This window comes from Polaribacter vadi, from assembly GCF_018861005.1.
In the GTDB taxonomy this organism is placed as follows: Bacteria; Bacteroidota; Bacteroidia; order Flavobacteriales; family Flavobacteriaceae; genus Polaribacter; species Polaribacter vadi_A.
Genome location: NZ_JAHKQL010000031.1, coordinates 298,121 through 311,263 on the forward strand (window position 1 = coordinate 298,121; position 13,143 = coordinate 311,263).

Below are 13,143 nucleotides of genomic sequence, written 5' to 3' on the forward strand. Positions count from 1 at the left end.
TTTACGTAAAATTTTGCCTTTTGAAACAATTCATATTATTCTCATTTTTAGTATTTAATTTAATTACATTTTCTCAAGAGAAATATCCAACAGATTATTTTAGAAATCCTTTAGATATACCTATTTTTCTTTCTGGTTCTTTTGGTGAATTAAGAAGCAACCATTTTCACGCAGGTTTAGATATTAAAACCCAAGGTAAAGAAGGTTTAAAAGTTTTTGCAGCAGCAGATGGTTATGTGTCTAGAATTAAAGTACAACAATTTGGTTATGGCAAAGCTATTTATGTAACTCACCCAAATGGATTTACAACCGTTTATGGGCATTTAAGTAAATTTAATGATGAAATAGAAGCTTACGTTAAAAGTGTACAATACAAAAAAGAAGATTATAATACAGGAAACCTTTTTTTTAAAGAAGATAAATTTCCTTTACAAAAAGGAGATCTTTTAGCTTATTCTGGTGATACAGGTGGTTCTGGTGGACCGCATTTACATTTCGAAATTAGAGATACAGCATCAGAAAAAATTATAAACCCTTTGTTGTTTGGTATAAAAGTACAAGATACTAAAACACCTACCTTCCAGTCTTTAAAAGGATATACTTTAAGTACAGACGCTAGAATTAATCAACAAAAAAAGAGTTTTCAAATTCCCATAAAAAGTATTGGAAATGGAAATTATATTGCTGATAAAATTACAGCAAGTGGTTATATAAGTTTTGGTGTAAGCGTTTTTGATCGTTTTAATGGTGTGCCTAATAAAAACGGAATTTTCAGTTTAGAAATGTTCGTAAATGGCAAACGTTTTTATTATCATGATGTAGAAACTTTTTCTTTTGCAGAAAGCAAATACTTAAATTTACATATTGATTACGAGCATTATAAAAAATACAAAAGACGTTATCAAAAAACTCATAAAGAAACTGCTAATAAATTATCAACCTATGAAAAGTTGATTAATAATGGTAAAATAAACATACAAAAAGGTTTTAATTATACTATAGAAATTATTGCTAAAGATTTTGCAGGCAATAAAAGTTCTATAAAAATACCTGTTTCTGGTAAAGAGAGTAATGCTATTTTTAGTTCTAAAGCTGACACTACGAATTATAAAGTTGTAGCTAAAAACTTTCATAAATTTAGTAAAGATGATGTTACTATTGCATTTCCTAAAAACACTTTTTATAACGATTTGTACTTAGATTTTAAGGTTGATAAAAACATTGCCAAAATTCATAACCCAACTGTACCACTAAATAAAAGTTTTACGCTTACTTTTAACGTCTCTAAATATTCTAAAAAAGAAAAACAGCAAATGTATATTGCCAATTTAGAGTATCCTAAATATCCAAGATATAATTATACCAGAAAAAAAGATAGTACGTTTTATACAACAACTAAAATTTTAGGCAATTATACCTTAGCAATAGATTCTATAAAACCTAAAATTAAATTGCTATATTTTAAAGACCAACAATGGATAAGTAACTCTAAGACAATAAAAGTGAAAATTAGCGATATTGGTTCTGGTATTAAAAACTGGAGGGCTACTATTGATGGTGAATGGGTTTTAATGCAATACAATCATAAAAAAAGAATTTTAACCTATAATTTTAGTGATAAAAAATTGGTAGGTAGCAAACATATCTTTAAACTTGTAGTATCAGACAATGTTGGAAATACGAATGAGTTATCTGCAACGTTCTTTAAGAAACAAATAAACTAATTTTTGTGAAAAAAACATTCTTATTTCTACTCTTTATCCCAAGTTTTTTAATTGCTCAAAAAACTACTATTTTAAAAGGTACTATTAAAAACAGTAAAAAAGAACCTATAGAAAATGTATCAATAAAATTTAATAATACAGGAACATCAACAGATATAAATGGTAATTATTCTGTTAGAATTCCTTTAGATAAAGAAATAACAATTATTTACAGTCACGTTTCTTATAGAACAATCACAAAATTAATTACTGCAAAAAATAGAAATATAATTAGATACTCACCTACTCTAATTTTAAAAACAGAAAAATTAAACGAAATAGTTGTAAAAGATATTAGAAAAGAAGCATCAGGCATTGAATCTATAGACATAAAAACTGTTAAAAATACGATTGGACCAAATGCTGGTGTAGAAAATACTTTAATGACGTTTGCAGGTGTAAATAACAATAATGAGTTAAGTACGCAATACAATGTTAGAGGTGGTAATTTTGATGAAAATCTAGTTTACGTTAATGGTATTGAAGTTTACAGACCTTTTTTAATTAGATCTGGCCAACAAGAAGGTTTAAGTTTTATCAACACAAATATGGTGCAGAATATTAATTTTTCTGCTGGTGGCTTTCAAGCAAAATATGGTGATAAATTATCTTCTGTTTTAGACATTACTTACAGAAAACCAAAAGAAACTGCAACTACAATAGATGCAAGTTTATTAGGTGGAAGTGCTACTTTCGAAGGTCAGTTTTTAAACAAAAAACTAAGTACAATTACAGGAGTTCGTTATAGAGATAACAGTTTATTTGTAAATAGTAAACAAATTGAAACTAATTTTAGACCCAAATTTACAGACGTACAAACGTATTTAACCTATGATTTTTCTGATAAATTTGAATTAAGTTTTCTAGGTAATTTTTCTTTAAATGATTACAATTATCAACCTTTATCTAGAAGAACACGTTTTGGTACAGTTGCAGATCCTTTAGAATTAGTTGTTTTTTATTCTGGTCAAGAACAAGACAAATATTTAACTCTATTTGGTGCTTTATCCGCAGATTATAAAGTTAATGATAATTTTACTTTAAAAACTACAGCTTCTAGATACAACACTCAAGAAGAAGAACATTTTGACATTGCTGCACAATATAATTTAGGTGAAGTAGATTCTAATATCGGTTCTGAAAATTTTGGAGAAGTAGAATTTTCTCAGGGAATTGGTTCTCAATTAAATCACGCACGTAATGATTTAGATGCTTTAATTACAAATATTCAAGTTAGAGGAACAATAAAAAATAATGACAAACAATGGGATTTTGGAGTTAAATATCAAAAAGAAGATATACAAGATAGAATTAGAGAATGGGAAGTAATTGATTCTTTAGGGTTTTCTATTAGACCTCCACATCATACAGGAAACAATCAACCTTACGAAGCTTTTGAAGGTGAAATTACTCCTTATCAATCCATCAGAAAAGACAATAATGTTGCTATAACAAGATTCTCGGGTTTTGTACAATTTAACCAACGTTCTTTCTGGAATGATCATGAAGTGTTTTATAATTTAGGAATTAGAGCTCAAAGTTGGGCTGTTACTGGTAATGGTATTGATTCTAAAAATCAAACAATAATTAGTCCAAGATTACAATTTGCTATAAAACCTGATTGGGAAAAAGATATGCTATTTAGAATATCTGGAGGTTTATATGCACAACCACCTTCTTACAGAGAATTAAGAGATTTTAATGGTGATTTAAACGTTGATGTAAAAGCCCAAAAATCTATACATTTTGTAACAGGTATGGATTACAGTTTTGCAATGTGGGACAGACCTTTTAAGTTAACTACTGAAATGTATTACAAAGATTTATCTGATGTTAATGCTTACTCTATAGATAATGTAAGAATAAGATATAGAGCAGATAATGCTGCAACAGCTTATGCTTATGGATTAGATATGCGTTTAAATGGTGAGTTTGTTCCTGGAAGTGAAAGTTGGGTAAGTTTGGGATATTTAAAAACAGAAGAAAATATTAATAACCAAGGCAATATTGCAAGACCTTCTGATCAGCGAATTAAATTCGGAATTCTGTTTCAAGATTATGTACCTAATCTACCAGATTTAAAAGCATATTTAAATTTAGTTTATAATTCTGGAGTTCCTGGTGGATCTCCTGCATACTCAGATCCTTACGATTTTCAAAGTCGTTTAAGAGACTATAGACGTGCAGATTTAGGTGTTTCTTATGTTTTTGCTGATGCCAATAAACAATATACTACTGGTTGGTTATCTAAATTTAAAGAACTAACAGCTGGATTAGAGCTTTTTAACATGTTCGATATTCAGAATGCAATTACCAATACCTGGGTTAGAGATGTGTATTCTAAAACACAATATGGAATCCCTAATTATATGACTGGTAGAGTTTTAAATTTTAAAGTATCTATGAAGTTTTAAAGTATCTTCTTAGATTCTATTAAAGCACCAAATTCTTTTTTGTAAATTCTAACTACAACTAAAAATAAACTAATTAAAAGTGGTCCGAAAATAAGGCCAATAAAACCAAATAAAGGTACACCAACAATAACACCTATTAGTGTAATTAGTGGGTGAACATTATCTAATTTTTTTAACACAAAAAGTCTGATAATATTATCTGTAGAACCTACTACTACTAAACCATAAACTAAGATTCCCCAACCTGCAAAACTATTGCCTGTAGACATTGTTAAGATAAAAACTGGCAAAATACCAACTAAAGTACCTATAAAGGGAATCATAGAACCCACTGTTACAATTATAAACCAGAAAAAAGGATCTTTAATGCCGAATATTAAAAAACCTATAAGAGCAATAATACCCTGTGCAATAGCTACTAAAGGAATACCAATAGCATTAGAACGTACCATAGCTTGAGATTCTGAACCAATAATTTTTAAGTTTTTCTCACTAATAGGTATGTATTCATATAAAGAAACACGTAATTCTTTTCTATTCGTTAACATATAGTACAAAATAAAATACATTAAACCAATAGCTATAAAAATGTCGAAAGTACCACCAGCAAAAGTTTCCCAGTTATCAGAAATCCATGTGGAAATTTCTTTTGTGTTTATTCTTGAGCTTAAATCATAATTATACTTATCTTTTATTGTGTTCATTTGAGTTTGAACAACCTTTGCAATTTTTTCTGAATTATCTACTGCTTCACCAACTTTATTACCTAACATAAAAACGATTCCAGCAACTGGTAGCAGAATACAGATAAACGAAAAAATCATTAAAAAAATTGCGGCGAAATGCGGATTCCAATTTTTCTTTACTAAATAAACCATCCATCTTCTAAGAATAACGTAGATGGTTATAGCTCCTAAAACTCCTGATAAATAAGGTATAAGCTCTCTAAAAATTAGAAAAGCAAATAAAATTATTAATAATAAAACAAAAACTTGTCTTATGGTTTTTGGTGGAATTACATTTTCATCATTCATATAGCAAATTTATAAGTATTTAATACTAAATTTTATTGCTATCAATTTTAAAATTAATGCAAATACAATTTACAGAAAATTATTCCTCTTCCCTATTTACTAAATCAATAGAAAAAGCAGGTAAACAAATGGCCAAATATTCGCATTCTAAATCAAAAGGATTTGAATATTGTACTCTAGTGTTTTTTTCTATTTTTATAGATTGGCCAGCTTCTAAAACAACAATATCATCATCAATAATAAATTGTTTTTTACCTTTAATGATGTAAGTATATTCGTCAAATTTTGGAGTTTGAAAAGGTTCTTTCCAATTAGGAGGCGCAATCATGTGTGCAATACTAACATTAGAATTTTTATCTGTTGCGTTTCCAAAATGCTCTTCAATTAATTTGCCATCTGTTGTTGGTACAACAAATGGCACTTTTTGAATTGTATATTTTTTATTCATAAAGATTGGTTTTGCATAAGCGATTGAAATGGCATCCTTTTTTGAGGTACGAAAAAAAGATATAATGAAAAGCGCGGTTTTTTACCTTTCTTAAAAAAGGTAAAAAATATGCCCTAATTAAACCAAACTACAAAAGATTTCATTTTAGCCAAATCTGGTATTTGCTCTAAAGACACTTTTTGAGGTCTAAAATTTCTTAAACCTAATTCTTGTTTATCTATTGTAATCGTTACATTTAACTCATCTAAAAATAAAGTTACTGATTGTAATGTAGATTCTGGTCTTAAAATATTTGTTGAATTTATTTCTGAAAAAGTAGATTTTAGATTAATGCCATCGTTTGTTTTAAAACGCGGATCATGAATTTCGATACTTTTTATGGTTGATGTAGAATCTAACTGCTCTTGTGGTATAATTGTTAGTAAATGTTTACCTCCTTTTTCGTAAATTAAATACTCATCATCATCTTGAAAATAGTTGTCTCCTAAAGCACCTTCACTTAAATTTCTAACAATAGAGTCTTTTTTAAAAATTTCATTTAAGTCTTTAACAGTAGTGGTTTGATCTACTAAACCTACTTTACCTTTTTCTATTTTAAACTTATTATTATTACTACAACTTATTATAAATAATGATACTATAATTAATGGTAAGAAACTCTTTTTTATCATTTGGTTTGTTTTTTATAAAATATAAAACGTGCGTTTTTTAATTTTGTTATTTAATTACTTTTTTTAAAATTCCAAAAACGGCTCTTATAAATGTGGCACTTGTTAATACTTTTACTAAAGGGTCTTGTCTTGTGCTTCTTCTTCTAGTAGAAACTCTAGATTGCTTTTCTTTTTCTTTGGCTATTCTTTCTCTCTCCTTTTGGTCTGCTGCATCTTTAATAGCTTTTTCTTCTGCTTTATTTATCTTATCTATTTTTGTGTTTAATAATTCGTAAGCACTTTCTCTGTCTAAATTCTCATTGTATTTATAGAAAAGTATAGAATTATTTATCACATTTTTAAGTTCTTTATCTGATAAAATATCCATTCTGCTCATTGGTGCACGTAACATAGTTCTTGCTAAAGGTGTTGGAATTCCTTTTTCGTTTAAAACGGATACAAATGCTTCTCCAATTCCTAATTGCGTTAAAACTTCTTTTGTATCATAATACTCAGAATCAGGGTAATTTTCAGCCGCCAATTTAATGGCTTTTCTATCTTTTGCAGTAAATGCTCTTAAAGCGTGTTGAATTTTTAAACCCAATTGAGCTAAAATATCTTCTGGTACATCTTTAGGATTTTGAGTAACAAAATACAAACCAATTCCTTTAGAACGAATTAGTTTTACAATACTTTCTATTTGATTTAAAAGTGCTTTTGATGCTTCATCAAAAACCAAATGTGCTTCGTCTATAAATATTATAAGTTCTGGAGTACCAGAATCTCCTTGTTCTGGAAAAGTTTCGTAAACCTCTGCCAATAATTGCAACATAAATGTTGAAAACAGCTTTGGTTTATCTTGAATATCTGTTAAACGTAAAACAGAAATAATTCCTTTTCCATCTTCGTTTACTCTAGTTAAGTCTTCTACATCAAAAGATTTTTCTCCAAAAAACAGATCTCCTCCTTGTTGTTCTATTTCTATAATTTTACGAAGAATTGCACCTGTAGAAGCTGTAGAAATTCGCCCATATTCTGCTTTAATTTCTTCTTTACCTTCGTTTGTTACAAATTGTAAAACCTTTTTAAAGTCTTTAATATCTAAAAGCGGAAGTTTATTATCATCACAATATTTAAAAATGATGGCAACAATTCCGCTTTGTGTTTCTGTTAAATCTAAAATTCTTGATAAAAGAATTGGACCAAATTCTGACATTGTAGCACGTAATCTGGTACCATCTTGTTCAGAAATTGTTAGTACTTCTATAGGGAATTTTTTAGCCTCGAAAGGAAAACCTATTTTTTGATGACGTTCATCAATCTTTGCATGACCAGGACTTGCTTTTGCCAAACCAGAAAGATCTCCTTTAATGTCCATTAACAAAACAGGAATCCCTTTATCTGATAAATTTTCGGCTAAAACTTGTAATGTTTTTGTTTTACCTGTACCTGTAGCACCAGCAATTAATCCATGTCTATTTAAGGTTTTTAAAGGAACTTTTACAATTGCATTTGTTACAGTTTCTTCACCAAGCATTGCTGCTCCCAGCTCTATAAAATCTCCTTTAGTGGAGTATCCTGAATTTATATATTCAAAGAATTCCTCTTTTTGACTCATTATCTAAAATTTCCATAAAAATAAGTAAAATTGAGATTCTAAGAAGATATTAGTTAATCATTTTTAGTAAAATATTCTTGATTAGAAATTGAATTAGGACTTACATAGATTTTTGCTTTATTAAACCAAACCTCTGCATAGTTACCAGTTTCATACTGTTTTTTAAGATCGCCATCATAAGTATCTGCACCTGAGCACCAATTCTTATTTACTTCAGGAGATTTTCCATTTGTTTGATTATAACAACCTAATTTAAAAAAACAACCTTCATCAGCATAAGCATTTGCTCTTTCTACTCCATCTTGACCAACAGGAAAAAACATATCTTTAGTTTGTTGAGAAATGTCTGCTTTTGAAGCGTAATCTGTTTTTATTAAGTTTTTAGTAAATGTTTTCGTTTCATGACCTTCGCTTGTAAAAACTAATGTCATTATTCCTTCTTTTATATCTACTGAATAACTAAACTCTTCACCTAATTCAATACCTTCTGTTGGTTCTTCTGGATATGTATTTGCATCTGGACCTACAGTAGAAAAATCGTTACCCCAAACAGCAGAAGAATAATCCCATCTTTTAGAATTATCATCACCTAAAGTATTAATTTCATAATGCCAAAAAACAGAACCCTTTGTATGACCAGGAAATTTCTTATAAAAAATTTTTAAAGGTTCATTCTCATGCTTATCTGCACTATGAATTTGCCCAACAACTACAGCATATGATGCTGCAACTGTTGCATCTCCTGTTTTAGAAACACTCATTACCTTTAAATTAGCAGTTAGTTTAGCATCCGTCATTGGGTACCATTTTTTAGATTGTGCTAATTCTGTTCTTGTATTGTTAGAAGTACCATGTGTATCACCAGCATTTGGCGATTTAAAAACTACCCAAGTATCTTTTTCATCTTTTGTTGTATAAAAGTAATCTTTGTTTTCGAAGTTTATAGCTTGCCCAACATTAGATCCATCACCTAAAATTAAACTCCAATCGTTAAAAAAAGGAATTACATCACTTGCAAAAACAGGTTTTGGAGCTTCTTCTTTTTTAGTTGATTTTTTACAACTTATTGCAATAACAGAAAGTATTACAAATGCTAAAACTATTTTTATTGAACTTTTTTTCATTTTAAATATTTTTAAAAATTAGAACTTTTACATATTATAAACACCACCATTAATGTCTAGTGTTGCACCTGCAATAAAACCATCATATTCTGATGCTAAAAACAAAACAGCCCTTGCTACATCTGCAGCATTACCAGGTTTTTGAATTGGAATACCTGCAATAGTTTCTTTTGCAGATTCTTCTGTTGTGTGTGTATTATGGAAAGATGTTCCTAAAATAAGACCAGGAGCAACAGCATTTACTTTTATACCTTGTGCACCTAATTCTGTAGATAATGCTCTTGTAAATGTTAAAATTGCACCTTTACTTGTTGCATATACTAAAGAACCTGGATGCCCTCCTTTACGACCTGCTAATGATGCTAAATTTACAATACTACTACATTCATTTTTAGCTAAATGAGGTGCTGCAGCTCGTGTTACAAACATCATAGAAGTTAAATTGATATCCATTACTTTATGCCAGAAGTTAGTTTCCATTTCACCTAACAATCTTCTAGCTACTAAAGAGCCAGCATTATTTATTAAAATATCTAAACCTCCTAAAGCTTCTACAGTTTTATCAACTAAAATATTGGCATCTTCTTCTTTGGTTAAGTCACCATTTATTACAACTGCTTTCTGTCCTTTAGATTTTGCATATTCTTTTAACTCATTAGCTGTTGCATCACTAGAAAAGTAATGAATTGACACATTAGCCCCACTATCTATAAAATGTTTTGTAATTGATTCTCCAATTCCTTGAGCACCTGCAGTAATTAATACATTTTTATTTTTTAACTTATTATTCATTTGTTGTTGTTTTATATTTTTTAAATACTACTAATTATATTGTTTTATAAAATACTCTAAAAGTATTTTGTTATAAGACCTACTACTCCTGTATAAGATATAATACAAGAGAAAAATAAAGCCGCAAATAAACCTATATTAATACCTAAACTTGTTTTATAACCTTTCATTAATTTTTTATTATTTACTAAAAGAATAATACCGAGAACAACTAATGGTAATATAAATACATTAAAAACTTGCGATAAAATTTGAACTAAAATTGGTTTACCTCCAAAAAATGCAGGACCAATTAACGCTACTAAAGAAGCAATTGCTGTTATTATTCTAAATTGTTTTGAGTTAGTATCTAAAGTTCCTGATTGGTAATCTGCTATTAAAAGAGGTGCTATTAATAAACACGGAAAAATTGATGACAAACCAGCACTCAGTGTACCAAAAAAGAAAATGGCTACTGCAAAACTTCCTGCAATTGGCTCTAAAGGCTTTGCCATATCTAAGACATTATTTACAGGATTACCTTGATGATATAAAGCTCCACTAGCAACTGCCATAATTGCACCACTAATTATAAAAACTAAAATTGCTGCTGTAATTGCATCTTTACGTTGTCTTCCTAAATCTTTTAGGCTCCAATTTTTTCCTTTAACAAATAAAGGTCTAGATAAAAAAGTTGCTGCAGCCATTGTAGTACCTACAAATGCTGCAACCATCATTCTTCCTGAAACCATTGGGTCTTTAGAATCTGGTATATTAGGTATTAATCCTTCTAAAACTTCTGATGGATGTGGATAAACAAAAAATAAAGAAATTATAAAAGATAGCCCCATAAACGACACAAATATGACCAGTATCTTTTCGAAAAAAGTATATTTACCTACCAACATAACTGCATAAAATACACTAACTATGATAATAGAAATAATTAAAACGGTTTCATATTCATAGGCTTTTAGGCTTTCGAAATTTATTGCAAAAATCTCATAAAGCATATTAGAAGAAATTGTTAATATCCCCATAAGTGAACCCCATTGCCCAACAGAAACTCCGATAATAATTAAAATAGCAAGAAATTTACCTCCTTTTAAATATTTTTTAAAGCTATATAATGCTGTTTCTCCAGTAATTAATGTGTAATTACCATAAACAAACATTAGAATTCCAGAAAATAAACAACTTAATAAAAGCACCCAAGTCAATTGCATGCCATATGCACTACCTGCTTTAATCATAGATGTTACACTACCTGTTCCAATTGTATAACCGATTGCAAAAATACCTGGTCCAAAACTTAAAATTAAGGCAAGTATTCTTTTAAAAAGAGTTTTTTTCTGTTTTGTATTTTCCATGTATATCTTTAAATTTTACTTATTCTTGCCAGTTTGTGTGATAGAATTTCCCAGAAGCATCATCATTTCTTTGATAAGTGTGGGCTCCAAAATAATCTCTTTGTGCTTGTATAATATTTGCTGTAGAAGCTGCTTTAGAAAAGCTATTTAAAAAACTAATTGCGTCTGTTAATGCAGGAACTGGTTGTTCTTTTAAAATACTTTCTGCAACTACGTTTTTAATATTAGGTTTTAAAACATTTAATTCTTCTACTATTTTTTTACTTAATAATAAGTTATCTGTAGTTTTAAATTCTTCGACTAAATCTTCCATTAAATCAGATCTAATAATGCAACCATTTGTCCAAATTCTAGCAAGTTCGCTTAAATTCAAATTCCAAGAATGTTTTTTAGAAGCTTCATTTATTAACTTAAAACCTTGGTAATGATTTACCATTCTTGCAAATTGATATGCTTTATGAATATCATCTTCATTTAAAGCTAGCACATCAAAATTATTAGTATCAAAACTTTTGCTGGTTGTTACTCTTTCATCCTTAAAAAAGGAAGCATATCTAGCGAATAAAGATGTAGTTATCATAGAACTTGGTATACCCAATTCTGCAGTTGCAATAGTTGTCCAGTTTCCTGTACCTTTATTACCAGCTTTATCCATAATTTTATGAATTAACCAATCATCACCTTCTTTTTTTCTTAGAATATCAACAGTAATTTCTAATAAATAACTGTTTGTCGTAATTTTCCATGATTCTAAAATAGCAGCTATTTCATCAGGATTTTTACCTAGATTTTTCAATAATATATATGCTTCTGCCAATAATTGCATTTCTACATATTCAATACCATTATGCACCATTTTCACAAAATGACCACTACCTTCTGTACCAATATATGTACAACAAGCGTTTCCGTTTTTATCTTTGGCAGCTATGGCTTCTAAATAATCTTTTATTTTATCATAAGAATCTTTGCTACCTCCAGGCATAATAGAAGGTCCTTTTAAGGCTCCTTCTTCTCCACCAGAAACTCCAGTTCCTATAAATTCGATTTCTTTGGATTTTAAATAATCGAAACGTTCTAAAGTTTTTTTGTAGTTCGAGTTTCCTCCATCAATTAAAATATCTCCTTTAGATAAATAGGGTAACAAATCGTTAATAACGTAATCTGTAGTTTTACCAGCATTTACCATTAACATGATCTTTCTTGGTTTTTGCAAGGAATTTACAAAAGCACCTAAATCATCAAAAGCTTGTGCTTCTGATAATTCTGAAAACTGGTTTTTAAAATTCTTAGCAACATCTACTTCTAAACCATCTACATGTCTATTAAACAATGACATTTTAAAACCGTTATTCGCTAAATTTCTACTTAAGCTTTTACCCATTACTCCTAAGCCAAAAAGACCAAATTCTGACTTGTTTTCTAAATTTTCTTTTATGCTTTTCACAATATCTTTTTGTGTTGATTTTACATCTATATGCAGTGCATTCTTTGGTTCTTCTAAAGTATTAAACTGAGATTCTAAAAGCTTAGACCCCATAAAATGCCCTTTTCTATTATCTAGCCTTTCTTTAATTAATTTAAAAGTACCTTTAAGAAAAACCCATTCAGAGTTTTCTTCTATTGTATTTTCTAATATGTTTCTATAAGATTGTTTTAATGCAGAACAAACAATAACACAATCTTTGTTATCATCAATTTGTGTTTTTGCTAATTTGTTTAAATTTTGAAGCCAACTATATCTATCCTCATCAACCAAAGAAATACCATTAGACATTTTTTTAACGTTGCTTTCTGGGTGAAAATCATCACCATCAAAAAAAGAAATTTTTAGTTCTTCTGATAAAAGTTTACCAATGGTACTTTTACCCACTCCTGAAACTCCGATAACAAAAATTACTCTTGGATGCATCTTAAAATATTTGGACAGCCAGATTGGTTTACCAGTTTG

At 29.1% G+C, this 13,143-nt stretch carries 10 protein-coding genes; 2 read left to right on the forward strand and 8 right to left on the reverse strand.

Annotation, left to right across the window (positions count from 1 at the left end):
• Nucleotides 1–20: 20 nt before the first annotated feature.
• Together KO506_RS14250 and KO506_RS14255 are read left to right on the forward strand one after the other, a co-directional pair.
• Nucleotides 21–1,724: a M23 family metallopeptidase gene (locus KO506_RS14250; protein WP_215995589.1), complete on the forward strand. Its 1,704-nt coding sequence runs from the start codon at nucleotides 21–23 to the stop codon at nucleotides 1,722–1,724.
• 5 nt (nucleotides 1,725–1,729) lie between these two features.
• Nucleotides 1,730–4,177 carry a TonB-dependent receptor gene (locus KO506_RS14255; protein ID WP_215995590.1) on the forward strand — a complete coding sequence of 816 codons (2,448 nt, stop codon included), beginning with the start codon at nucleotides 1,730–1,732 and terminating at the stop codon, nucleotides 4,175–4,177.
• Here the strand turns inward: KO506_RS14255 and KO506_RS14260 are convergent.
• The 8 genes from KO506_RS14260 to gndA form a co-directional block, all read right to left on the reverse strand.
• Nucleotides 4,174–5,211, reverse strand: coding sequence for an AI-2E family transporter (locus KO506_RS14260; RefSeq protein ID WP_215995591.1), 1,038 nt, complete (start codon nucleotides 5,209–5,211; stop codon nucleotides 4,174–4,176). The genes KO506_RS14255 and KO506_RS14260 overlap by 4 nt on opposite strands.
• 79 nt (nucleotides 5,212–5,290) lie before the next feature.
• Nucleotides 5,291–5,659, reverse strand: a complete 369-nt coding sequence (locus KO506_RS14265; RefSeq protein ID WP_215995592.1) for a cupin domain-containing protein — start codon at nucleotides 5,657–5,659, stop codon at nucleotides 5,291–5,293.
• A gap of 113 nt (nucleotides 5,660–5,772) precedes the next feature.
• Nucleotides 5,773–6,330, reverse strand: a complete 558-nt coding sequence (locus KO506_RS14270; protein ID WP_215995593.1) for a hypothetical protein — start codon at nucleotides 6,328–6,330, stop codon at nucleotides 5,773–5,775.
• 46 nt (nucleotides 6,331–6,376) lie between these two features.
• Nucleotides 6,377–7,927: a helicase HerA-like domain-containing protein gene (locus KO506_RS14275; RefSeq protein WP_215995594.1), complete on the reverse strand. Its 1,551-nt coding sequence runs from the start codon at nucleotides 7,925–7,927 to the stop codon at nucleotides 6,377–6,379.
• Nucleotides 7,928–7,980: 53 nt separating this feature from the next.
• Nucleotides 7,981–9,051: a polysaccharide lyase family 7 protein gene (locus KO506_RS14280; protein ID WP_215995595.1), complete on the reverse strand. Its 1,071-nt coding sequence runs from the start codon at nucleotides 9,049–9,051 to the stop codon at nucleotides 7,981–7,983.
• Between the two features lie 27 nt (nucleotides 9,052–9,078).
• Nucleotides 9,079–9,843, reverse strand: a complete 765-nt coding sequence (locus KO506_RS14285; protein ID WP_215995596.1) for an SDR family NAD(P)-dependent oxidoreductase — start codon at nucleotides 9,841–9,843, stop codon at nucleotides 9,079–9,081.
• Nucleotides 9,844–9,899: 56 nt separating this feature from the next.
• Nucleotides 9,900–11,192, reverse strand: a complete 1,293-nt coding sequence (locus KO506_RS14290; RefSeq protein ID WP_215995597.1) for an Nramp family divalent metal transporter — start codon at nucleotides 11,190–11,192, stop codon at nucleotides 9,900–9,902.
• Between the two features lie 19 nt (nucleotides 11,193–11,211).
• Nucleotides 11,212–13,104, reverse strand: a complete 1,893-nt coding sequence (gndA, locus tag KO506_RS14295; RefSeq protein WP_215995598.1) for an NADP-dependent phosphogluconate dehydrogenase — start codon at nucleotides 13,102–13,104, stop codon at nucleotides 11,212–11,214.
• Nucleotides 13,105–13,143: the final 39 nt, after the last annotated feature.

Bases quoted from the DNA above. Each gene is read 5' to 3' on its own strand.
- KO506_RS14260 (WP_215995591.1), bottom strand. From the start codon at position 5,211: ATGAATGATGAAAATGTAATTCCACCAAAAACCATAAGACAAGTTTTT.
- KO506_RS14265 (WP_215995592.1), bottom strand. From the start codon at position 5,659: ATGAATAAAAAATATACAATTCAAAAAGTGCCATTTGTTGTACCAACA.
- KO506_RS14270 (WP_215995593.1), bottom strand. From the start codon at position 6,330: ATGATAAAAAAGAGTTTCTTACCATTAATTATAGTATCATTATTTATA.
- KO506_RS14275 (WP_215995594.1), bottom strand. From the start codon at position 7,927: ATGAGTCAAAAAGAGGAATTCTTTGAATATATAAATTCAGGATACTCC.
- KO506_RS14280 (WP_215995595.1), bottom strand. From the start codon at position 9,051: ATGAAAAAAAGTTCAATAAAAATAGTTTTAGCATTTGTAATACTTTCT.
- KO506_RS14285 (WP_215995596.1), bottom strand. From the start codon at position 9,843: ATGAATAATAAGTTAAAAAATAAAAATGTATTAATTACTGCAGGTGCT.
- KO506_RS14290 (WP_215995597.1), bottom strand. From the start codon at position 11,192: ATGGAAAATACAAAACAGAAAAAAACTCTTTTTAAAAGAATACTTGCC.
- gndA (WP_215995598.1), bottom strand. From the start codon at position 13,104: ATGCATCCAAGAGTAATTTTTGTTATCGGAGTTTCAGGAGTGGGTAAA.